Here is a 21864-nt window from a genome sequence, read left to right on the forward strand (position 1 = left end):
CCGACCGGGTCAGAAGGTCTCCCAGTCGTCGGCGGCGGCGGGCTTGGCCGAGGGCGCTGGGCTGCCGGCGCCCTTGGCGGGCGCGCCACCCGCCGCCAGCGCCTTCGGCGCGGCGGCCAGGCGCGCCGGCTGGGCCTGCAGCAGCTGCGCCGACTTGGCTGCGCCCTGCACCGCCTGCTTAAGCTTTTGCAACGTATCCACCACCGCCCGACCCGCGCGGATGAACGGCGATTCGCCCATCAGCAGGCGGTTGGCCTCTTCGGCGCGACCGGCGTTGACCAGCTCCGCCACGCGGCCGGTCTCCTGGTGGAAGTGCTTGTGCTGCTCCACCAGCGTGGCAAACAGCGGCAGGTGGCCCCACTGCCGCCCGCCGGCGCCGTAGATCCACTTGCCCAAGATGCAGCAGTCGTCGCGGCGGATGGTGGCCACGTCGAGCTTTTCGCCCTTGAGGATGGCGTTGCGCAGCTTGATGCGCCACTGCTGATGCGCTTTGATCGCCGCATCGAAATCCAGCTGATCGGGATCGCCTTTGGCCGCCATGGCGCGGCGCAACGCCGCCGCATCTTCCTTGACCAGCAGCTTGTCTTGGTGCGTGAGGCGAAACACCCGGATCGTGCTGTGCACCGTTTGCACCTGCTCATCCAGCGACACCGACGCCGCGGCCAACTGCTCGACCATAGCAGCGTTTTGCTGCGTGATGGCATCGAGGTTGGCGATCGCCTCGGCAATTTGCGCCACGCCCTGCGTCTGCTCTTGCGCGGAGTGGTGCACATCCTCGAACATGCGCGCCACGCGCTCGACCGCCTCCATCACTGCGGTCATGCGCTCGTTGGCTTCAGTGGTGCGGGCATCGCCCGCCAACACCCGCTGGCGCGACTCGGTGATGAGCTGACGGATTTGCTTGGCCGCCTCGCCGGTGCGCTGGGCCAGGGCCCGCACTTCGCCGGCCACCACCGCAAAGCCGCGACCCGCTTCGCCGGCGCGCGCCGCCTCCACCGCGGCGTTGAGCGCCAGAATGTTGGTCTGAAACGCCACGCCCTCGATGACCTGAATGATGTCGGTGATGCGCTGCGACGAGTCGGTGATCTCGCGCATCGTGCCCGACAGCGCCGCCACCGCTTCGGTGCCGGCGCGCGCCAGCTCCAGCGTCTGGCGCGCCAACGCCACGCCCTGATCCGCCAGCCGCGCGGTCTCCTGCGTCGTGCCGTTGATCTCCTCCATCGACGCCGCGGTCTGCTGCAGGCTCGCGGCGGCGTTTTCGGTGCGGTGCGACAGGTCCTGGTTGCCGGCGGCGATCTCCTGCGTGCCGCCGCGCAGGTTGGCCACCTCGTGGCGGATGTCGCGCACCACCGTGCGCACGCCCACCTCCACCTGCTGCAGCGCGAGCTGGATGCGGCGCAGTTCGTCATCGGTGTCCACCACGATCGGCTCGACCAGATCACCGGCGGCCAGGTGCTCAGCCTGGCGCACAATGCGCCGCAGCGGCCGCATGAACTGTCGCTCGATCATCCAGGCGGCCAGCGCCACCAGCGCCGCGGTGCTGAGCGCATCGCCCCACCACGGCCAGCCGAGCAGATGCCCCGCCACCGGCACCAAGCCGGCCAGCGCCACCGCCAACAAGATGCGCCCACGCAAGCCGGGCTTGAGCCGACGCGCCAGCGCCGGCAGCCAGCCGCTGCGCACCACCTCGCCGCCCTGCAGCCGCGTGCGCAAGCGCCCCTGCTCGGCCTCGGCGCGCATGCGCGCATACAGCGCCTCAGCGGCGGCGATTTCCTCCGGGGTGGCTTTGGTGCGCACCGAAAGAAAGCCGACGATCTCGCGCCCTTCGCGCACCGGCGTGGCGTTGGCGCGCACCCAGTAGTGGTCGCCGTTTTTGCGCCGGTTTTTGACCACGCCGCTCCACGGGCGCCCTTCATGCAGGATGGTGTGCCACATGTCGCGGAAGGCTTCTTCCGGCATGTCGGGATGGCGCACGATGTTGTGCGGCTGGCCCAGCAGCTCCTCGCGGCTGTAGCCGCTGATGGCCACGAAATTGTTGTTGGCGTAGGTGATGCGGCCTTTGACGTCGGTGACCGAAATCAGCGTCTGGTCGGCCGGGAAATCGTAGAGCTTTTGGGTGACAGGCAGGTTCAGGCGCATGGGGATCGCACAGTTCAACCGACGACGGCGGACAGGGCGTTGGGGCGCATTCCGCCCTCACCTGCCCAACCCAGTGTAGCGCAAAGGCTGGCTGGCGCACCAGCGCCATCGACCGGGCGGAAGTGGCCGACGGCCAGCGCACCTGGAGCGCCGACCGACCGACTTTTTGACAACGGTCAAGCCGCAGCCGCGGGAAAACCCTAGATTGAAGAAACCCTTCCCACGTTGTGGGAATCGGAGGTTGACCTGCAAGGAGAGCACCATGAAAGCCATCCGGACGTCATTTCATCGTTGGCTCCCCAGCGCCGTGGCGCTGGCCGTTTGGGGCGCGGTGGCGCACGCCCAGACGCCGGCCACTCAAGCGCCTAAGCTGAAGCTGGAACAGATCCAGCCAACGCCGGTGGAGCAGCTGCCCGACGATCACCTCGGGCGGCTGATCCGCTACGGCAAGGAGCTGACCGAACGCACTTTCGCCTACATCGGCCCGGAAGTGAAAGACCCCGCGATGCGTTACGCCGGCAACAATCTGGCTTGCGCGTCGTGTCACCAAGCGGCAGCCACCAAAGAATACGCGATGCCGTGGCTTGGGGTGGCCGCGACCTTCCCGCAATACCGGGCGCGCGAGGACGACATCAGCACGCTGCAAGACCGTATCAACGGCTGCATGGAGCGCAGCATGAACGGCAAGCCGCTGCCGTGGGATTCGCGCGAAATGCGCGCTTTCGTCGCCTACATCACGCACCTCTCCAAAGGCGTGCCGATTGGCGCAGAGATTGAGGGCTTGGGCACGGTAACCACCCGCATGCCCAACCGCCGCGCCAACCCTGAAGCCGGCGCCAAGGTGTATGCCGCCAAGTGCGCCAGCTGCCATGGGGAAGACGGCCAGGGCCGCCGCGTCGGCCAGCCCGGTGACGCGCAGGGCTACCTGTTCCCGCCGTTGTGGGGGCCGGACAGCTTCAACACCGGCGCCGGCATGAACCGGCTGGCAATGGCCACCCGCTTTGTTTATGCCAACATGCCGCTGGGCGCCAGCCACGGCAATGTGCAACTGACGTTGGATGAGGCTTATGATGTGGCCGCCTACATGCTGTCGCAACCGCGCCCTGAAAAAGCCGGGCTAGAAAAGGACTTCCCGGCGCGCTGGAACAAACCCGTGGATGCGGCTTTCCCGCCGTATTTGCTGGCCAACCCCGATCAGCACAAATATGGGCCGTTCCCGCCGCTGGTGCAAAAACAGCAGCAAATGAAAGCGCAACTGATGGAGTATGCGCGGCGCGAGCAAGCCGCAAGCGGAGCGGCTGCGGCTGGGCGCTGAACGCGGTCAACCCCGGCACGCAACGGCGGGCCGCAGCGTCAGCCCTCACCGTCTGCGGCGTCGTCGGCCACTGCCACGCGCGGCACGGTGCGGCGCGCCACCTCCGGCGCGAAGCCGCGCGCCAGCAGGAAGCGCAGCTGGCGCGCGCGTTCGGCGGCATCGCGCGGCGCGGTGCCGAAGCGGCGCGCCCACGCGGCCTGCGCGCGCTCGGCCTCGGTGGCCGCCAGGCGCGCATCGGCCTCCTCCAGCAGCACCTCGTCGGCAAAGCCGCGCGCGCGCAGCTCGGCCTGCAGCCGGGCGCGCCCGCGCCCTGCGGCGCGGCGGTGCAGGTGCGCCTCCAGCGCGCGCGCCTCGTCCAGCCAGCCGCGCCGCGCGCACTCATCCAGCACCGCTTCCAACTCCGCGGCGTCGGCGGCGTGCGGCGCCAGCCGCTGCGCCAGCTCCTGGCGCGTATAGTCGCGCCGCGCCAGCAGCCGCAGCGCGCGCGCCTTCAGCGTCGGGGCCGCGGCGGCCATGGCGACGTCAGACCTCGTCCAGCGCCGAAAAATCGGGCTCCACTTCATCGTCTGGCGCCACCGACGGCAACGCCGCCACGCCCACGGCAGCGCGGATTTTGTTTTCGATTTCGCGCGCGAGATCCGGGTTTTCCTTCAGAAACTCGCGCGCGTTCTCGCGCCCCTGGCCGATTTTTTCGCCGTTGTAGGCGTACCAGGCGCCGGACTTCTCGATCACCTTGTATTGCACGCCCAAATCAACGATTTCACCCTCGCGGCTGATGCCTTCGCCGTAGAGAATGTCGAAGTCGGCGGTCTTGAACGGCGGGGCAACCTTGTTCTTGACGACCTTGACCTTGGTCTCGCTGCCGATGACCTCCTCGCCCTTCTTGATCGAGCCGGTGCGGCGGATGTCGATGCGCACCGAGGCGTAGAACTTGAGCGCATTGCCGCCGGTGGTGGTCTCGGGGCTGCCGAACATCACGCCGATCTTCATGCGGATCTGGTTGATGAAGATGACCATGCAGTTGGTCTTCTTGATCGTGGCGGTGAGCTTGCGCAGCGCCTGGCTCATCAGGCGCGCCTGCAAGCCCGGCAGCGCGTCGCCCATGTCGCCCTCCAGCTCGGCCTTCGGCGTCAGCGCCGCCACCGAGTCCACCACGATCAGATCGACCGCGCCGGAGCGCACCAGGCTGTCGACGATCTCCAGCGCCTGCTCGCCGGTGTCGGGCTGGCTGATCAGCAGGTTGGACAGATCGACGCCGAGTTTCTGCGCGTACTGCACGTCCAGCGCGTGCTCGGCATCGACGAAGGCGCAGATGCCGCCCTGCTTTTGCATCTGGGCGATGACCTGCAATGTCAGCGTCGTCTTGCCGGACGATTCCGGCCCGTAGATCTCGATGATGCGCCCGCGCGGCAGGCCGCCGACGCCCAGCGCCAGGTCCAGCCCGAGCGAGCCGGTGGAGACGACCTGGATGTCCTCGACCTTCTCGCCCTCGGCCAGGCGCATGATGGCGCCCTTGCCGAACTGCTTTTCGATCTGCGCCAAAGCGGCTTGCAGGGCCTTGGCCTTCTCGGGATCCGGGGTGCGGGTGGAGGTGGCGGTCATGCTTGGCTTCCTTTTCGCTGGGGCGTTGAACGGGGGTTCGCACCGCCCTCCCTGCGACGCCGGCGGCGTCCGCGCGGTCGATGCGTGGACGCAGTGTAGCGCGTTGTCCAAAAAATTTCTTTAATTTTTTAGTCAGTTTACCTTACTATTAAGACCATGACGGTTTTGGCGTATGGCCCCGAAGAACGCTGGCGCTTGACGCACCTGGGCCGCTTGCTCGGTCATGCGCGGCGCCGCTTTGACGCGCGCGTGCTGGAGCTGATGGCGCATTCGCCGCAGGCGCCGCTGGCGCTGTCGAACCTGGCCGCGCGCGCGCAGATCAGCGCCGCCATCGTGCACATCACGCGCCACCTGCCGCTGGCCGGCGCGCGGCTGGGTGAGCTGGCCGCCAGCGCCGGCATGACCAAGCAGGCCATGGGCGAGCTGGTCGATCAGTGCGCCGCCTGGGGCCTGGTGCGGCGCGAGCCGGATCCGCGCGACGCCCGCGCGCGGCGCATCGTCTTCACCCCCACCGGGCTGGATTGGCTGCAGGCGTTTCGCCGCGCGGTGGAGCAAGCTGAAGCGGAATTTCGCGCCACCGTCGGCCCCGAAGTGGCGGCGGTGGTGCTGCTGGGGCTGGAAGCGTATGCCGACGGCAACGACGAGGGCGTGCCCCCGCAGCGTGCCTACAATGTTCGCCATCGCGATCGTGCGCCCTAGACGCCGCCCTCTGCTGCCGCGCGCGCTGGCGCCGAGGAGACCCCCGATGCGCATCCTCATCGCCGAAGACGATCAGGTGCTGGCCGATGGGCTGCAACGCACGTTGCGCGCCGCCGGCGCCGCGGTGGATCACGTGGCCAGCGGCGAGGCCGCCGATGCTGCGCTGCTGGCGCACGCCAGCTTCGATTTGTTGATCTTGGATTTGGGCTTGCCGGGCCTTGGCGGGCTGGAGGTGCTCAAGCGCCTGCGCGCGCGCGGCTCGCGTCTGCCGGTTTTGATTTTGACGGCCGCCGACAGCGTGGAAGACCGCGTGCGCGGGCTCGATCTGGGAGCCGACGACTACATGGCCAAGCCGTTTGCGTTGGCCGAGCTGCAAGCGCGCGTGCGCGCGCTGGTGCGCCGCGGCAACGGGGCGGCCTCCAGCCTCATTCAACACGGCCCATTGACCTACGACCTGGCTGGCCGCGTGGTCACGCTGGAGGGCCGCATGGTGGAGCTGTCGGCGCGCGAGCTCAGCCTGCTGGAAGTGCTGCTGCAACGCGCTGGGCGGCTGGTCAGCAAAGAGCAGCTGGTCGAGCGCTTGTGCGAATGGGGCGAGGAGGTCAGCAACAACGCCATCGAGGTGTATATCCACCGTCTGCGCAAGAAGATCGAGCGCGGCCCGATCCGCATCGCCACCGTGCGCGGGCTGGGGTATTGCCTTGAAAAGATCCCCTCGTGAGCCGCGCGGCAGCTGGCGCGGGCTGTTGCAGCGCGAGCAGCCTAGCCTCTTTGGCGAGATCCTCGATTGGATGCTGACGCCGCTGCTGTTGCTGTGGCCGCTGTCGCTGGGGCTGACGTGGTATGTGGCGCAAGGCATCGCCAATCGGCCTTACGACCGCGCGTTGGAATTCACCTTGCAGGCGCTGACGCAGTTCGTCGCGGTGGAAGGCGGGCGGGTTACGTTTGCGCTGACGCCGCAGGCGCGTGAGCTGCTGCGCGCCGACGACACCGACCTGGTCTTCTATCAGGTGCGCGACGCCGCAGGGCGCTTGGTGGCCGGCGACCCAGCCTTTCCAACGCCGCAACGCGAGCCTTCAACCCGTCTGGGCAGCGTGCAGTTGCGCGACGATCGCGTGCGCGACGAAGAGGTGCGCGTGGCCTACATCTGGCTGGCGCCAAGCGGCAGCCGCGAGCCGCTGGCGCTGGTGCAGGTGGGCGAGACGCGCGGCAAGCGCTCCAAGCTCGCCACCGAGATCATCAAGGGTGTGATGGTGCCGCAGTTCATCATCCTGCCGCTGGCGGTGCTGCTGGTGTGGCTGGCGCTGGTGCGCGGCATCCGGCCGCTCAGCGAGCTGGAGCGACGCATCCGCTCGCGCCGCCCGGACGACCTCAGCCCAATCGATTTGCACCACGTGCCGCAGGAAGTGGCGCCGCTGGTCGGCTCGATCAACGAGCTGCTGCAGCGGCTGGCGGTCACGCTGTCCAACCAAAAGCGGTTTTTGGCCGATGCGGCGCACCAGCTGAAAACCCCGCTGGCGGGGCTGCGGCTGCAGGCGGAAATGGCGCAGCAGCAACTGCCGAGCGGCAGCGGCGATGAGATCGAGCGCACGCTGCGGCACATCGCCGCCTCCAGCGCGCGCGCCACCCACACCGTCAACCAGCTGCTGGCGCTGGCGCGCGCCGAAGCCGCCGGGCAGGCGCTGCCGCGCGAGCCGGTGGACCTGACCGCGGTGGCGCGCGAGGTGGTGGAAGACCTGGTGCCGCTGGCGCTGGACAAAGGCATCGACCTGGGCTTTGAGACGCTGCCGCCGCCGGCCACCCTGCGCGGCGCGCCGCCGCTGCGGCTGTGGGGCAACGCGGTGCTGCTGGCCGAGCTGGCGCGCAACCTGATCGACAACGCCCTGCGCTACACCCCTTCGGGCGGCGTGGTCACGGTGCGCGTGCTCAGCGACCCCTGGGGCGGCGTGCAGGTGCTGCAAATCGAAGACGATGGCCCCGGCATTGCGCCGCAGGAGCGCGAGCGGGTGCTGGCCCCGTTTTACCGCACGCTGGGCACCAACGTCGAGGGCTCCGGACTGGGGCTGGCCATCGTGCACGAAATCGTGCGCCAGCATGGCGCGACGCTGACGATGGAAGATGCCAACCCCGAGCGCCCAGAGCGCCCCGGCTTGCGAGTGGCGGTGCGCTTTCAAGCCGCATCGATGCGCGAGGTCTAAACGACGATGTCTCTTGCGGCGTCCCACCTTGCCACAGCCGTCGCGCCACCGCCTTGGCTGATGCGCGCCGAAGCGCACGCGCTGCCGCTTTTGCTGGATGACGCAGCGCTGGCCGCCGTGCTCGACCCTGAAACCGACGGCGCGGCGTTGGCCGCCCATCTGCATCGCGATCCTCCCCTTGGCTGGCGCTTGATCGCAGCGGCGCAGCGCTTGCTGCGCAGCGCGCAGCGCATCGAACATGTGGAGCACGCAATCGGGCTGCTCGGCGTCAGCCGCGCGCAAGCGCTGATTCGCCAGGCGGCGGCGCGGCGCTTGGATCCGCGCGCGCCGGGCCACCTCGCCTTTGCCGAGGCGGTGGCCACCAGCCTGCTGGCCGCACACTGGGCGCAGGCTTGCGCGCGCCAAGACCGGCGCGCCGATCACGCCAGCGTGTATTGGCGCACCGCGCGCTGCGGCTGCGCGCAGTGGTTTTGGGCCCTGGCCGAGCCCGCGCGCGCGCAAGCGTGGCTGGAGCGCACCGCCGCCGGCGAGCGCGGCGCGTGGCTGGAGCGCCGCTGGCTGGGGGCGCCGCTGGCGACATGGGATGAGGCGCTGGCGTGCCAGCTGGGCTGGGAAGACCCTGATCTGTTGCCGCGCGCCCCGAGCTGCCATCCCGGCTTGCTGCGCCGCGCCGCTCGGCTGGCCTGGATCGAGACGCACCCGCCCGCCCCCGACGCCGACTTGGGCCGCTGGCTGCACCAGCCCGCGTTGGCGCCGCGGCTGTGGTTCCTGCTGGCGCGCGAGGCGATGGCCGACTGGCACGGCCCGCGCACCGCGCTGCTGCTGCGCGTGCTGGCGACGCTGCGCGGCTGGCGGCTGGACGATACGATCGCCTTTGCGCACCGACACGCCGCCGAGGCCAGCCGCGGCCTGACGTGGGCGGCGTGGATCGGTGCGCCAGCCGCGCGGCTGTTTTGGGCGCGCCCCCCCGCGCGCCGACTGGCCGTCGCGCCACAAGAGGAGGCCGCCACGCCGGCCGCGGCAGCGCCCACGGAGGCGACCCGACCCAAGCCTTCCTCCGAGCTGGCGCCCGCGGCGCCCGCTGCGCCGGCTACAGCGCCGTTGCTGCCGCTGGCCGACTTCGTCGAAGCGTGCCAGACGCGGCGCTTTGCCACGCTGGCCGAGTTCTTACAGGCGTTTGCGCTGACGCTGCGACAGTCGCTCGGGCTGGCGCGCTTTGCGCTGTTGATGCGCACCACCGACCCCGGGCGGCTGGTCTGCATCGCCGCGCACGGTTTCGGCGCTGCGGTGCAGCCGCGCCGGCTGCAGGTGCCGCTGGCGCAGGCGCCGCTGCTGGCGCGGCTGATGGGGCAACCCGGCGCCTTCCTGCGCGTGGCGCCGGCGCAAGTGCCGACCGCGCGCGCCCAACTTCCCGGCCCGCTGGACAGCGAGCTGCCCGCTGGCGGCGTGGCGCTGGCTACGCTGACGGTGCGCGGGCGCGCCGCTGGCGTCCTGTGGGCCGATGCGGGAACCTGGGGGCAAGGGCTCACCGATGCGCAATACCAGGGCATCAAGCAGGTCACGCCACACTTCGCGCGCGAACTGACGCGGCTGCTGGTGCTGCAGCAGCGCCGCGCCAGCCAGCCCGCCGAAGGGCCGGCAGGCTAGCGCCGCCAGCCTAGCCGCGTCAGGTCGCCGCCAGCCTCCAGCAGCTTGAGCGCCTCGGTCTCGAATTGCGCTGCTGGGCCGGCCAAGTCGATCACGATTTCGACGCGCCGGTTGCGCGCGCGGTGCTCGGCGCTGTCGTTGGGCGCCAGCGGCTGGGTGTCGGCAAAGCCGGCCACGCGCAGCCGCTGCGGCTCCACCGCCTTCTGCTCCAGCAGCGCGTTGGCCACCGCGGCGGCGCGCGCCGCCGACAAATCCCAGTTGGACTGAAAGCGCGCGGTGCGGATCGGCACATCGTCGGTGTGGCCCTCCACCGCCACCTGGCCGGGGATGGCCGACAGCGCCTCGCCGATGCGGCGCAGCATGTCGCGAAACGCCGGCGTGACTTCAGCCGAGCCGGACGGAAACGAGCCCCGCTCCTCGATGCGGATGACCAGCCGCTTGTGGCCCTGCTCCAGCTGCAGCAGGCCCTTGCCGAGCTCTTGCTGCAGCGCCTGCGCCAGCTGCTGCGCGCTGCGCTCGATGAGCTGCTGCAGCGCTTGCTGCACCTGCTTGAGCGCCTCGGCGCTGTGGGTGGCCAGGCGCGGATCCTGCTGGCTGGTCTGCTGGTGCACCTCGTCCAGCACGGTCGGCTCTGGCTTGCCGGGCGAGAACTTGTCGAACACGGGGCTCGTGCCCATCGGGATCTGGTCGGCCGGCACCTGGCGCTGCACGCCAAAGGCTTTTTCCAACGACTTGGCGATCTGCTTGAACTTCGTCGCATCCATCTCCGCGAACGACAGCAGCAGCACGAAAAAGCACATCAGCAGCGACATCAGGTCGGCAAATGTGCCCATGTAGGCCGGCAGGCCCGGTTTGCACTCGTCGGCTTCGTCGTCCATCGCCTTGGCTCGGAGTTCGGGAGGGCGCGGGGTCGGGCGGCGTCAGGCCTCGGCCTTGCGCAGCTTGGGCGGCAGGTAGCTGTTGAGCAGCGTCTCCACCACGCGCGGGTTGACGCCGTTTTGGATGCTGGTGATGGCGTCCAGCAGCATGGCCTGCTGGCGCGCCTCCTCGGTCATGCGCAGGTTGAGCTTGTCGGCGATCGGGATGGCCACCATGTTGGCCAGGATCGCGCCGTAGAGCGTGGTCAGCAACGCCACCGCCATGGCCGGGCCGATGGCTTTGGGGTCATCCATGTTGGACAGCATTTGCACCAGGCCCACCAACGTGCCGACCATGCCCATCGCCGGCGCAACGTCGCCCAGCGCCGTGAAGACTTTGGCGCCCCACTTGTGGCGCTCCAGCGTCAGCAGCCGCTCGCGCTCCAGCACCGTGCGCACCACCTCCGGCGGATGGCCATCGACCATCATCTGGATGCCAAGCTTCAAAAACGGCGTGGAATAGTCGCGCCCGTCCAGCGCCAAAAAGCCTTCCTTGCGCGCGATGCGGGCGATCTCGGTGACCTCGTCGATCAGCGCCTGGGTGTCGGGCAGCCGAAATTTGAACGCCTTGGCCGCCACCCCAACCGCCGACAAAAACTGCTTGAGCGAGAACTTGATCAGCACCACAAAAAGCGAGCCGACCAGCACGATGAGGATCGAGGGCACGTCGATGAACATGCCAGCCGAGCCGCCAACCAAAATGGCCGCCAGCACGACCAGCAAGCCGCCGATCAGCCCCAAAAGGGTGGCAAGATCCACAAACCGCTCTCCTGCAAACGCTTTGGCTTCGCCAACCGCGCCGCGATGTTACCCAAGCCTCGTGACCGTGGGCGGCAGGTCGCCTCAGCCGGCTGGAGGCCGCGCCCGGCTGCGCGCCGCGCTGGCACGGCTAGGCGCGGCAGACGCGCGCGGCTCGAACTCAAAGCCCACTTTGCCGGCTTGGGCGTCCCAAACCAGGCGCGCCTTGAAGCGGCGCCGCGTGCGGTTGGAGACGAACCCCTCCAGCCAGTCGGTGCGGCCCTCGCGCAGCAGCTTTTCCATCTGCTCGGGCGCCACCGGCTGCTGCAGGATCGTGGTGGCGCTGCGGAAGTCGCACGTGGCCGGCTGCGCGCCCGGCGCGGCGCGGCTGCAGACATACTGGTTGCCCAGTTGCACCACCGGGCTGCCGCACTTCGGGCATGGGCCCAGCGAGGGCAGCGCGGCCACGTCCACCGGCGCGCCGCCCTCGTCCCGCGCCGGCTCGTCGCCGAAGTCGAACGCCAGCCGCCACTGGCCGTCCTCGGGCTTGAGACGCAGCTCGGCGGCGAACGGCCGCCCCATCTTGGAGCGGAAACCCTCCAGCGGCCCCAGGCGATGCTCGCGCAGCAGCCGCTCGGCCTCCTCGGGCGCCAAGATGCGCCCGCCGGGCGCCTTCGGCAGCGAAAAGCCGCAGCCCGCCCCCTGCCCATCGGCGCCGGCGCAGGCGTAGCGGTGGTAGTTTTCCTTGACCACGCCGCCGCACTGCGGGCACGGCGCCTGCAGCGTCGCGTAGTCGCCCGGCACGCTGTCGCGGTCGAACGCTTTGGCCTTGGCGACGATGCGCTCGGTCATCGCCGCGATCTCGCGCATGAACTCTTGCCGCGACAGCTGGCCACGCTCGATCTGCGCCAGCTTGTGCTCCCACTCGCCGGTCAGCTCGGGTCGCGAGAGCTCCTCCACGCCCAGCCCGCGCAGCAGCGTCATCAGCTGGAAGGCCTTGGGCGTCGGCACGAGTTCGCGCCCCTCGCGCACCAGGTATTTTTCCTCCAGCAGGCCCTCGATGATGGCCGCGCGCGTAGCGGGCGTCCCCAGCCCCTTGTCGGCCATCGCCAGGCGCAGCTCCTCGTCCTCCACCAGCTTGCCGGCGGCCTCCATCGCCGCCAGCAGCGTGGCTTCGGTGTAGCGCGCCGGCGGGCGCGTCTGGCGCGCCTCCAGCCGCGCCTCCTCGGTGCGCACGGTCTCGCCGGGCTGCACCGCCACCAGCGGCTGGCCCTTGTCGCCGGCCTGCGCGCCCTCGACGTCGGCGGCGGCCTCGCGCCCATAGACCGCCAGCCACCCCGGCTTGACCAGCACCCGGCCCTCGGTCTTGAAGTGGTGCACTTCGCCCTCGGCGCGCACGCGCGTGATGCGCGTGGTGACGAGGAACTCCGCCGGCGGGAAGAACACGGCGATGAAGCGGCGCACCACCAGGTCGTAGAGCTTCTGCTCCGCTTCGGTGAGGCCCTTGGGCAGCTGGCCGGTCGGGATGATGGCGAAGTGGTCGCTGACCTTGGCGTCGTCGAACACGCGCCGCGTTGGCCGCACCCAGCCTTCCTGCAGCGCCTGGCGCGCAAACGGCGCCAGGTGGGCCAGTTCGCTGCCGGCCAGCGCCTCCATCGCCTGCCGCACCGGCCCGAGGTAGTCGCCCGGCAGCGCGCGCGCATCCGTGCGCGGGTAGGTCAGCGCCTTGTGCTTCTCGTAGAGCGCTTGCGCCAGCGCCAGCGTCGTCTTGGCAGAAAAGCCGTAGCGCGCGTTGGCCTCGCGCTGCAGCGTCGTCAGGTCATACAGCAGCCCGCAGGACTGCGTGGCCGGCTTGCTCTCTTCGCTGACCTCGCCGGGGCGGCCCTGCACCGCGGCGACGATGGCCTGGGCGCGCGCCTCGTCCCACAGCCGCTCGGCGCGCAGCTCGGCGTCGGCGCCTTCGCCCTGAGGCTTGCGAAACTCGGGGTCGAACCAGCGCCCAGGGTAGGCGCCGGCCTGCGCGGCGAACGTCGCATGCACCTCCCAGTAAGGCCGCGCGCGGAAGCGCCGAATCTGCTCCTCGCGCTCCACCACGATGGCCAGCGTCGGCGTCTGCACGCGCCCGACGGTGGTGAGGAAGAACCCCCCATCGCGGCTGTTGAAGGCCGTCATCGCGCGCGTGCCGTTGATGCCGACCAGCCAGTCGGCCTCCGAGCGGCTGCGCGCCGCATCCGCGAGCGGACGCATCTGCTCGTCGCTGCGCAGCTGCGCAAAGCCCTCGCGGATCGCCTGCGGCGTCATGGACTGCAGCCACAGCCGCTTGATCGGCTTGCCCAGCGGCTTGGGCTGGCCGTGCCGATCGGTGCCGGCGGCGTATTGCTCGATCAAGCGAAAGATCAGCTCGCCCTCGCGCCCGGCGTCGCAAGCGTTGACGATCTCGGCCACATCCTTGCGCCGCGCCAGCTTGACGATGGTTTGCAGCCGCCCCTTGGTCTTGTCCAGCGGCTTGAGGTCAAAGTAAGGTGGAATGACCGGCAGGTTGACCAGGCTCCATTTGCCACGCTTGACTTCGTAGGCTTCGGGCGCGGCGATTTCCAGCAAATGCCCGACGGCAGAGGTCACGATGTAGCGTTCGTTTTCGTGGTAGTCGTCGTGCGACGCAAACTTTCCCGAGACGGGCGCCAGCGCCCGCACGATGTCGAGCGCCACCGAGGGCTTTTCCGCGATCACCAGCGTTTTGCCGGCCATGGGGGGGCTATCCATGCTTGTTTCTACAATGCTTGCACAGTGGGGCGCGCGCCCGCCGTCGCATCGTCACGGCGGCAGCTCGCGCGCGACCTCACACCATAGCAAACTTTGATGCGCTCGCTCCGAATGATGCGGACTTCACCCCCCGCCCCCGACGACGTCGCCGCGCTGCAAGCCTTGCACGCGGGCGCAGTGCAGGCACAACAAACGCTCAGGACGCTGCTGCCAGACCTGCATGTTGAAACGGTGGCGCACATCGATTCCACCAACGCCGAGCTGCTGCGCCGCGCGCGCACAGGCCTTTGCCAACCGGCGTTGCTGGCGGCCCTGGCGCAAAGCGCGGGACGAGGCCGCCATGGCCGGCCTTGGGTCATGGTGCCGCAGGGATCGCTGGCGTTTTCGGTCGGGCTGCCGCTGCAGCCCGTCGAGTGGTCGGGCCTGTCCTTGGTGGCTGGCGTGGCCTTGGCGCGGGCGCTTCCCCCCGACGTGCGGCTGAAGTGGCCCAACGACCTCGTCTGGCATGCACGCAAGCTCGGCGGCATCCTGATCGAAACCGTCGCGGCGCCGGGCGTGGCTGCCCGCTACGCCGTCATCGGCGTCGGCCTTAACCTGGCCACGCCAGCGCTGCCGCCGCAAGCGCCGCTGGATGCGCTGCCCCCTGCCGGCCTGCACGAGGTCGCGCGCGCGTGCGGGCAACCGCCCGAGGACGCAGGAACCTGGCTGGCGCGGCTGGCGCCGGCGCTGGTGCAAGCGGTGCGCCGCTTTGAGACCGAAGGCTTTGCGCCGTGGCAGGCCAGCTATGGCGCGCTGGATGCGCTGGCCGGCCTGCGGGTGCGCATCAGCGATGGGCGTGAAGGCGTGGCCGACGGCGTGACCGCCGACGGTGCGCTGCGTCTGCGCACCGCCGATGGCCGCGTCGTGCCGGTGCAGGCCGGCGAGGTCAGCGTGCGGCCATGCTAAGGGCGCTGGTGCTCGTGCTGTTGCTGGCCAACGCCGCGCTGGCGGCTTGGCAAGCAGGCTGGCTCGATCCTTGGCTGAGCAGGCACGAACCTCGGCGCGAGCCCGAGCGCCTGGCTCAGCAACTCGAGCCGCAGCGGCTGCGGCTGCTCAATTCCCCTGGGGCGCCGACGCAGCCTCCTCCCACGCAGCAGGCCTCATCTCCTACGGCTGAGGGCCCGGTCGCCGCCGACGCAGACCCTGTTGACTCTGCGGAAGCGGCTTGGCCGTTGGCGCCCACGGCTGCAGCTGCCGGCGCCGCCTCCCGCGAACCGCGGCGTTGCTGGCAGCTGCCGGCGCTGCCGCCGGCGCAGGCGCAGGCGCTGCGCCGCGCCGCCGAAACGCAGGCGGGCCTGCAGGGTCGCCACACGGAAAGCGTCAGCCGCCAGCCATCGCGTTGGCTGGTTTACATTGGGCCGCTGGCCGACCCGGCGGCGCTGGCGGCGCGGCGCGCGGCGCTGCGCCAGGCAGGCTTGGATCAGCGCTTGGTGGAGGCGCCGGGCGTCGGCCCTGGGGTGGCGCTGGGCACCTACTCCACCGAGGAGGCGGCGCGCAAGGCGCTGGCCGAGGCCCAGCAGCGCGGCGTGCGCGACGCGCGCGTGGTGCGCGAGCGGCCGGCGAGCGAACTGCTGACGCTGCGCTGGCCGGATCTGACCGCCGCCGAGATCGCCGCGCTGCGCGAGGCGCTCGGCCCGGCGGCGCGTCAACTGGCGGCCTGCCCCTGAGGCTCGTCGGCGGCCGCCACCGGCTGCCACGGCGCCGGCCAGCGCTGCGGCAGCGGCCAGACGCGCCCGTCGGCCAGCACGGCGCGCGCCGCGTCCGCGCCCGCCGGCACCGCCCAGCCGCCGGTAAAGGCGCCGAACGCCGGCAGCACCAGCGCACCGCGCCGCAGCACGAAGCACGGCAGGCGCAGCCGCTCGTGCCCCGGCCCGCGCAGCACCGCCACCGGGTGCACGTGGCCGCACAGCACGGGGGCCGCATCCGGCTGGCTGCCTTGCGGCGGCGCGTGGCAGGCGCGCCACGGGCCGAGCGGCCACGGCTCGTCCACCGCATCGATGCCGAGCTCGGGCGGCGGGTCGCCGGCGCGGTCGTCGTGGTTGCCGCGCACCAGCACCATCCGCACGCCGGCGTGCGCCCGACGCCACGCCTGCAGCGCCGCCTGCAGCGCCGGGGTGCGGCCGGCGCGCGCGTGCAGCCAGTCGCCCAGCACCACCAGCCGGCGCGCGCGCAGGCCCTGCAGCAGCGCGCCAAGCCGCTGGAGGTCACCGGCGGAGCTGCCGCTGGGCACCGCCACGCCCACCGCGCGCAGCGCAGCGCCCTTGCCGAGGTGCACGTCGGCGACGAACAGCGTGGCCTCGTGCGGCCACCAGACGGCGCGCTGCGGCAGCAGCCACAGTTCCGCCGCCGGGTCGGGCGCGGCGCGCACGCGCAGCGCGCCGGCCGGCGCGTCGGCTTCGTATGGCTCAGCCACCGCGGCCCTCCGGCGCCCCTGACCGGGCACGGCGACGCGGGCGCGCCTCGGCGTCGGCGGCGCGCTCCAGCTGCGCCACCAGGCGCTGCAGGCGCGCGGCCAGCGTCTCGCTGGAGAGCCGCTCGCGCAGGCGCTCCACCACCAGCGGAAACGCCAGCGGCGTCGGCCGCGCGATCGGGCGCAGCTGCAGCCGCCAGCCGCGCAACCGCTGCAGGCAGGCGTGCAGGGCGTCCAGCGCCAGCTCCTGCGCCAGCACCTCGTCGCGCGCCTGGCGCAGCAGGCGGTTGTCCGGGTCGTGGCGCGTGAAAACCTGCCACAGCAGGCTGGCGCTGACCTGCAGGTCGCGCGCGCGACGCCGCTGCCCCGGCGCGTCCGGCTCCAGCAGCCCGGCCACGCGCGCAATCTCGCGAAAGCGCCGCTGCGCCAGCTCGGCGGCGTTGAGGCTGGCCAGCAGCTGCGCCGCCAACGCCGCCGGCGGCGGCGGCTCCAGCGCCGGCGGCAGCCAGGCGGCCCAGTCCACGGGCTGGCTGACCAGCAGCTCCAGCCCCCAGTCGTTGACCGCCAGCGCCACCGTGCACGGCTGGCGCTGCGTGAGCTGCCAGGCCAGCCAGCCGCCCAGCGCCAGGTGCACGTCGCGCCCGGCCAGTGGATAGAGGAACAGGTGGTGGCCGTCGCGGTCGCGCAGCGCCTCGGCCACCAGCCGCCCCGGCTGCGGCAGCGCCGACCAGCGCGCCTGCAGCGCCAGCAGCGGCTGGGCAGCGCGCAGCTCGGGGTCGTCGTCGGCGCGCCCCTGCGCGCAGGCGTGCAGACGCTCGAGCACCGCGTCGGCCAGCAGGGTGGACAGCGGCAGGCGCCCGCCTTGCCAGCGCGGAATGGCCGCGCGAGAAGCCGCCGCTGGCCGCACCCAGGCCACCAGGTCGCGCAAGCGCACCAGCTCCAGCGTGCGCCCGGCGAGCGTGAAGACGTCGCCGGGGCGCAGCCGTGCGACGAACCCCTCCTCGACGTGGCCGAGGCGCCGACCGTTGAGGAAGCGCACCTCCAGCTGCGCATCGCCGACGATGGTGCCGATTGACAAGCGGTGCCGCCGCGCCAGCCGCGCATCCGGCACGCGCCAGACGCCGTGCGCGTCCGGCTCCACGCGGCGATACTGCGGATACGCCTGCAGCGACGGCCCGCCGCGGCGCACGAAGTCCAGGCACCAGCGCCAGTCGTCGTCTGAAAGCGCCGCGTAGGCGTGGGTCGAGCGCACCTCGGCCAGCAGGTCGTCAGGCTCGAAGCCGCCGCCCAGCGCCACGGTCACCAGATGCTGCACCAGCACGTCCAGCGGCGCCTGCGGCGGACGGCGCGGCTCCACCTGGCCGGCGGCCGCTGCGTGCCGCGCCGCGGCGGCCTCCACCAGCTCCAGCCCGTGCGTCGGCACCAGCGTCAGGCGCGATGGCCGCCCCGGCGCGTGGCCGCTGCGCCCGGCGCGCTGCAACAGCCGTGCCACGCCCTTGGGCGAGCCGATCTGCAGCACGCGCTGCACCGGCGCAAAATCGACGCCCAAGTCGAGGCTGGAGGTGCACACCACGACGCGCACCGCGCCGCGCTTCAGCCCCTCCTCCACCCAGCGGCGCACGCCAGCGTCCAGCGAGCCGTGGTGCAGCGCGAGGCTGCCGGCCCAGTGCGGGCGCAGTTCCAGCAGCGCCTGATACCACCACTCGGTCTGTGCGCGGGTGTTCGTGAAGACGAGCGCGCTGCCGCAGCCGTCCAGCTCCGCGGCCACGAGCGGCGCCATCGCCGCGCCAAGGCGCCCGGCCCAGGCGAAGCGCTCCACCGCCGGCGGCAGCAGGGCATCGACGACGAGGGTCTTCGGCAGCGCCGCGCGCAACAGCGCGGCACTGGCGGCCTGCGCCTGGCCGACCAGCGCCGCCAGGGCTTCCTCCAGGTTGGCCAGCGTCGCCGACAGGCCCCAGACCTGCAGCGCCGGCTGCCAGCGCCGCAGCCGCGCCAGCGCCAGCTGCACCTGCACGCCGCGCTTGCCGCCGAGCAGCTCGTGCCACTCGTCCACCACCACCGCCTGCACGCCGGCCAGCCGCTGCCGCGCGTCGGCGTGCGCCAGCAGCAGCGACAGGCTCTCCGGCGTCGTCACCAGCGCCTCGGGGGAGCGGCGCTGCTGGCGCGCGCGCTCGGCGGTGGGCGTATCGCCGGTGCGCACGGCGAGGCGCCAGCCGGGCGCGAGCATGGCCAGCGGCGCCTGCAGCGCCTGCGCGGTGTCGGCCGCCAGCGCCCGCAGCGGCGTGATCCACAGCAGCCGCGGGCCGCTGGCTACCGGCGGCGGCGCCGCGCCGTGGCGCGCCAGCAGACCCAGCCACACCGCGTACGTCTTGCCGGCGCCGGTGCTGGCGTGCAGCAGGCCACTCTGCCCGGCGGCGATGGCGCGCCAGGCCGCGCGCTGGAAATCGAACGGCGCCCAGCCCTGCGCGCGCAGCCACGCCTCGGCGCGCGCCACCACGTCCTGCGCCCCGGCGTCGATGGCGTGCGCGCTCACGCCGCCTCCCCTGCGCCGTCGCCTGCGGCACCGTCCAGCAGCGCGTGCAGCGCCGCCAGCGTGTCGGCCTCCTCCACCGGCTTGTCGGTGCGCCAGCGCAGGATGCGCGGAAAGCGCACCGCCACGCCGCTCTTGTGGCGCGCGCTGCGCGCCAGCCCCTCGAAGCCGAGCTCGAACACCAGCGTCGGCTCCACCGCGCGCACCGGGCCGAAGCTGTCGCGCGTGGTGCGGCGGATGATGGCGTCCACCTGCCTCAGCTCCGCGTCGCTCAGGCCCGAATACGCCTTGGCAAACGGCACCAGCTGGCGGCGCGCATCGCCGGGCGGATGGCTCCACAGCGCGAACGTGTAGTCCGAGAATAGCCCGGCGCGCCGCCCGTGGCCGCGCTGCGCATAAACCAGCACCGCATCCACCGTCCACGGGTCGGCCTTCCACTTCCACCACAGGCCGCCGCGGCGCGTGCGCCCGACGCCGTAGGCGCCGTCGCGGCGCTTCAGCATCAGCCCCTCGGCGCCGACGGCGCGGGCGCGGCGGCGCTCGGCGTCGAACCACGCCCAGTCCGCCCCCGGCGGGGCCACCAGCTCCGGGCTCAGCGGCAGGCGCGGGTCGGCCAGCGCCTGCACCAGCGCCTGCAGGCGCGCGCGGCGTTCGTGCTGCGGGCGTGTGCGCAGGTCGGCGCCGTCCTGCTCCAGCAGGTCGTAGGCCAGCAGCGCCACCGGCAGCGCGCGCCGCAGCGCCGTGCCGACGCGCTGGCGGCCCAGCCGCCGCTGCAGCGCCGCAAACGGCTGCGGCGCGCCGTCGCGCCAGACGACGATCTCGCCGTCCAGCACGGTGCCGGGCGGCAGCCGCGCGCCGAGCTCGGCCAGCTCCGGGAAGCGGTCGGTGATCAGCTCCTCGCCGCGCGACCACAGCGCCACGCCGCCGCGGCGCACCAGCTGCGCGCGGATGCCGTCCCACTTCCATTCGACCAGCCAGTCCGGCACGGCCCCGAGCTGCGCCGCGGCGGCCTGCGCGTCCGCCGGCAGCGCGTGCGCAAGGAAGAACGGATACGGGTGCGCGTCCGGCACGCCGACGGCGAGGCCGGCCGGCGCCGCCGCCGGGGCCACCAGTGCGCGCCAGTCGTCCGCGCCGGGGCAGGCGTCGGCGCGCGTGTAGCCGATCAGCCGCTGCGCCACCAACGCCGCCGGCAAGCCGGCCAGCGCCGCCAGCGCCTGCGTCACCAGCAGGCGCGAGACGCCGACGCGCAACGCGCCGGTGATCAGCTTGCCGTGCAGCAGCCGCTGGTCCTGCGGCAGGCGCGCCCACTGCGCCTTCAGCCGGGCCGCGCGTTCTTCGGGCGGCAGCCCGCGCAGCGCGCGCACCTCGGCCATCCACGCCGCCAGCGGCTGCTGCAGCGGCTGCACCGGCGGTGGCAGCAGCAGCGCCACCGTCTCGGCCAGGTCGCCCACCGCCTGGTAGCACTCGTCGAACAGCCACTCGGGCAGCCCCGCCACCTCGCGCGCCAGCGCCTTCAACTCGCGCGTCGGCACCGCCTGGCGCGGCTTGCCGCCGGCCAGCAAATACACCGCCCAGGCGGCATCCGCCGCGTCGGCCTGCGCGAAGTAGGCCTGCAACGCCTGCAGCCGCGCCTGCGTCGAGGTGGTGGCGTCCAGCGCCGCGTAGAGGGCGGCGAAGTCGTTCATGCCGCCGCCTCCTCGGGCTTGCCGTCGAACGCTGGCGCCGGGGCAACCTCCGGGGCCAGCGCTGCCCCGTCGTCCCCGGCCTCGTCGCCGCCGAACTCGGTGGCCAGCGGCTGCGCCTCCAGGCCCTGCTCCTGCAGGTGGCGCACCAGCGGCATCACGTGGCCGTGCGTCACCCGCACGCACCCGGCGCCGCTGGCCTCAATCGCGCGCAGCAGCGCCGGCCAGTCGGCGTGGTCGGACAGCACGAAGCCCGCGTCCACCCCGCGGCGGCGGCGCTGGCCGCGCACCAGCATCCAGCCGCTGACGTGCGCGTCGGCCTGCTCGCCCAGGCGCCGCAGCGCGCGCCCGCCCTGCGCCGCCGGCGGCGCGAGCACCAGTGCCCCGGCGGCCTGCGCCCGGCCTGTGGCGGCGGTCAGCGGCTGCGTCGGCGCCAGCGCCACGCCCAGCGCCCGGTGCACGGCGTTGAGGGGCTCCACCGCCGGATGCACCAGGATCGGCCCCGGCAAGGCCGAGCCGGCGCGGGCCAGCGCCGCCAGCAGCCGCTGCGCCTTGCCCAGGCCGTAGGCATAGACGACGCTGACGCGCCCGGCCTCGGCGTGGCCCCGCCACCAGCTGAGCAGCCGCGCCAGCTCCTCATTCGGGTCGGGCCAGCGGTAGATCGGCAGCCCGAAGGTCGATTCGGTGATGAAGGTGTGGCAGCGCACCGGCTCGAACGGGGCGCTGACGCCGTCGGCGTCGAGCTTGTAGTCGCCGGAGACGACCCAGACCTCGCCGCGGTGCTCCAGCCGCACCTGCGCCGAGCCGAGCACGTGCCCGGCGGGGTGCAGCGAGACGCGCACCGCGCCGATCCTCAGCGCCTCGCCGTAGCGCAGCGGCTGCACCGCGAGGTCCTCGCCGAGCCGGGCGCGCAGCAGCGGCGCGCAGTGCTCGTGCGTCAGGTAGGCCGCATGGCCGCGGCGCGCGTGGTCGGCGTGCGCGTGCGTGATGACCGCGCGCGCCACGGGCCGCCAAGGATCGATGTAGAAGTCTCCCGCTGGGCAATAAAGCCCCTCGGGACGCACCGTCACCAACGCCTGCCGCTGCGTCATGGCCGCGCAGTGTAGAGGCCCAGCAGGCTGCCACCGCGGGCTGGGGTTACCCTTCTTCAGCGACAATATCAGTAACAAAGTTTCACACGCAAAC

General features: G+C 72.1%; 17 protein-coding genes. 7 read left to right on the top strand and 10 right to left on the bottom strand.

All coding sequences use genetic code 11. From position 1 onward, the window contains the following. Positions 1-9: 9 nt before the first annotated feature. Complete coding sequence (locus tag Talka_RS03245; protein WP_143889675.1) at positions 10-2139, bottom strand: methyl-accepting chemotaxis protein; 2130 nt, start codon at positions 2137-2139, stop codon at positions 10-12. 262 nt (positions 2140-2401) lie between these two features. On the opposite strand from Talka_RS03245, the gene Talka_RS03250 reads away from it, so the two are divergent. Continuing rightward, positions 2402-3454 carry a c-type cytochrome gene (locus tag Talka_RS03250; RefSeq protein WP_143889676.1) on the top strand — a complete coding sequence of 351 codons (1053 nt, stop codon included), beginning with the start codon at positions 2402-2404 and terminating at the stop codon, positions 3452-3454. A gap of 38 nt (positions 3455-3492) precedes the next feature. Here the strand turns inward: Talka_RS03250 and recX are convergent, their stop codons facing one another. Next, a complete protein-coding gene (recX, locus tag Talka_RS03255; protein WP_143889677.1) occupies positions 3493-3969 on the bottom strand; it encodes a recombination regulator RecX in 477 nt (158 codons plus the stop codon). A gap of 7 nt (positions 3970-3976) precedes the next feature. Further along, positions 3977-5056 (bottom strand): recombinase RecA, encoded by a 1080-nt coding sequence (recA, locus tag Talka_RS03260; RefSeq protein ID WP_143889678.1) that lies wholly within the window; start codon positions 5054-5056, stop codon positions 3977-3979. Positions 5057-5212: 156 nt separating this feature from the next. Here recA and Talka_RS03265 point away from each other — a divergent pair, with 156 nt between their 5' ends. The 4 genes from Talka_RS03265 (at position 5213) to Talka_RS03280 (ending at position 9600) form a co-directional block, all read left to right on the top strand. Next, complete coding sequence (locus Talka_RS03265) at positions 5213-5755, top strand: MarR family winged helix-turn-helix transcriptional regulator (protein WP_143889679.1); 543 nt, start codon at positions 5213-5215, stop codon at positions 5753-5755. Positions 5756-5801: 46 nt separating this feature from the next. Further along, on the top strand, positions 5802-6476 hold the full coding sequence (locus Talka_RS03270) for a response regulator (protein WP_143889680.1): 675 nt from the start codon (positions 5802-5804) through the stop codon (positions 6474-6476). A gap of 70 nt (positions 6477-6546) precedes the next feature. Next, the gene (locus Talka_RS03275) at positions 6547-7953 is read left to right on the top strand and encodes a sensor histidine kinase (RefSeq protein ID WP_143889765.1); all 1407 of its coding nucleotides are present in this window, start codon (positions 6547-6549) and stop codon (positions 7951-7953) included. Between the two features lie 60 nt (positions 7954-8013). Then, a complete protein-coding gene (locus tag Talka_RS03280) occupies positions 8014-9600 on the top strand; it encodes an HDOD domain-containing protein (protein ID WP_185970042.1) in 1587 nt (528 codons plus the stop codon). Here Talka_RS03280 and tssL read toward each other — a convergent pair. From tssL to Talka_RS03295, 3 genes are all read right to left on the bottom strand, one after another. After that, positions 9597-10478, bottom strand: coding sequence for a type VI secretion system protein TssL, long form (gene tssL, locus Talka_RS03285; RefSeq protein WP_143889682.1), 882 nt, complete (start codon positions 10476-10478; stop codon positions 9597-9599). The two genes, Talka_RS03280 and tssL, sit on opposite strands and share 4 nt — an antisense overlap. Positions 10479-10520: 42 nt before the next feature. After that, positions 10521-11276, bottom strand: coding sequence for a flagellar motor protein PomA (gene pomA, locus Talka_RS03290; RefSeq protein WP_143889683.1), 756 nt, complete (start codon positions 11274-11276; stop codon positions 10521-10523). A gap of 84 nt (positions 11277-11360) precedes the next feature. After that, positions 11361-14018, bottom strand: a complete 2658-nt coding sequence (locus Talka_RS03295) for a DNA topoisomerase III (RefSeq protein ID WP_246100547.1) — start codon at positions 14016-14018, stop codon at positions 11361-11363. Positions 14019-14132: 114 nt separating this feature from the next. On the opposite strand from Talka_RS03295, the gene Talka_RS03300 reads away from it, so the two are divergent. Further along, positions 14133-14963, top strand: a complete 831-nt coding sequence (locus tag Talka_RS03300; RefSeq protein WP_143889767.1) for a biotin--[acetyl-CoA-carboxylase] ligase — start codon at positions 14133-14135, stop codon at positions 14961-14963. Further along, positions 14957-15724 carry a hypothetical protein gene (locus Talka_RS03305; RefSeq protein WP_143889684.1) on the top strand — a complete coding sequence of 256 codons (768 nt, stop codon included), beginning with the start codon at positions 14957-14959 and terminating at the stop codon, positions 15722-15724. The genes Talka_RS03300 and Talka_RS03305 overlap by 7 nt, the downstream gene beginning before the upstream one ends. Here Talka_RS03305 and pdeM read toward each other — a convergent pair. From pdeM to Talka_RS03325, 4 genes are read right to left on the bottom strand one after another with little or no spacing between them, the layout of a single operon-like run. Continuing rightward, complete coding sequence (pdeM, locus tag Talka_RS03310; protein WP_246100548.1) at positions 15703-16470, bottom strand: ligase-associated DNA damage response endonuclease PdeM; 768 nt, start codon at positions 16468-16470, stop codon at positions 15703-15705. The two genes, Talka_RS03305 and pdeM, sit on opposite strands and share 22 nt — an antisense overlap. Further along, on the bottom strand, positions 16463-19000 hold the full coding sequence (locus Talka_RS03315) for a ligase-associated DNA damage response DEXH box helicase (protein ID WP_185970043.1): 2538 nt from the start codon (positions 18998-19000) through the stop codon (positions 16463-16465). Before Talka_RS03315 ends, pdeM begins: the two co-directional genes overlap by 8 nt. Beyond that, a complete protein-coding gene (locus Talka_RS03320; protein ID WP_143889685.1) occupies positions 18997-20682 on the bottom strand; it encodes an ATP-dependent DNA ligase in 1686 nt (561 codons plus the stop codon). The genes Talka_RS03315 and Talka_RS03320 overlap by 4 nt, the downstream gene beginning before the upstream one ends. Then, positions 20679-21770, bottom strand: a complete 1092-nt coding sequence (locus tag Talka_RS03325; RefSeq protein WP_143889686.1) for a ligase-associated DNA damage response exonuclease — start codon at positions 21768-21770, stop codon at positions 20679-20681. Before Talka_RS03325 ends, Talka_RS03320 begins: the two co-directional genes overlap by 4 nt. Between the last annotated feature and the right edge of the window lie 94 nt (positions 21771-21864).

Origin of the sequence: Tepidimonas alkaliphilus (assembly GCF_007556595.1) — a bacterium.
Lineage (GTDB): Bacteria > Pseudomonadota > Gammaproteobacteria > Burkholderiales > Burkholderiaceae_C > Tepidimonas > Tepidimonas alkaliphila.

Excerpts from the sequence above, each read along its gene's own strand:
- Talka_RS03245 (WP_143889675.1), bottom strand. The coding sequence starts at position 2,139 with ATGCGCCTGAACCTGCCTGTCACCCAAAAGCTCTACGATTTCCCGGCC.
- Talka_RS03250 (WP_143889676.1), top strand. The coding sequence starts at position 2,402 with ATGAAAGCCATCCGGACGTCATTTCATCGTTGGCTCCCCAGCGCCGTG.
- recX (WP_143889677.1), bottom strand. The coding sequence starts at position 3,969 with ATGGCCGCCGCGGCCCCGACGCTGAAGGCGCGCGCGCTGCGGCTGCTG.
- recA (WP_143889678.1), bottom strand. The coding sequence starts at position 5,056 with ATGACCGCCACCTCCACCCGCACCCCGGATCCCGAGAAGGCCAAGGCC.
- Talka_RS03265 (WP_143889679.1), top strand. The coding sequence starts at position 5,213 with ATGACGGTTTTGGCGTATGGCCCCGAAGAACGCTGGCGCTTGACGCAC.
- Talka_RS03270 (WP_143889680.1), top strand. The coding sequence starts at position 5,802 with ATGCGCATCCTCATCGCCGAAGACGATCAGGTGCTGGCCGATGGGCTG.
- Talka_RS03275 (WP_143889765.1), top strand. The coding sequence starts at position 6,547 with ATGCTGACGCCGCTGCTGTTGCTGTGGCCGCTGTCGCTGGGGCTGACG.
- Talka_RS03280 (WP_185970042.1), top strand. The coding sequence starts at position 8,014 with ATGCGCGCCGAAGCGCACGCGCTGCCGCTTTTGCTGGATGACGCAGCG.
- tssL (WP_143889682.1), bottom strand. The coding sequence starts at position 10,478 with ATGGACGACGAAGCCGACGAGTGCAAACCGGGCCTGCCGGCCTACATG.
- Talka_RS03295 (WP_246100547.1), bottom strand. The coding sequence starts at position 14,018 with ATGGATAGCCCCCCCATGGCCGGCAAAACGCTGGTGATCGCGGAAAAG.
- Talka_RS03300 (WP_143889767.1), top strand. The coding sequence starts at position 14,133 with ATGCGGACTTCACCCCCCGCCCCCGACGACGTCGCCGCGCTGCAAGCC.
- Talka_RS03305 (WP_143889684.1), top strand. The coding sequence starts at position 14,957 with ATGCTAAGGGCGCTGGTGCTCGTGCTGTTGCTGGCCAACGCCGCGCTG.
- Talka_RS03320 (WP_143889685.1), bottom strand. The coding sequence starts at position 20,682 with ATGAACGACTTCGCCGCCCTCTACGCGGCGCTGGACGCCACCACCTCG.
- Talka_RS03325 (WP_143889686.1), bottom strand. The coding sequence starts at position 21,770 with ATGACGCAGCGGCAGGCGTTGGTGACGGTGCGTCCCGAGGGGCTTTAT.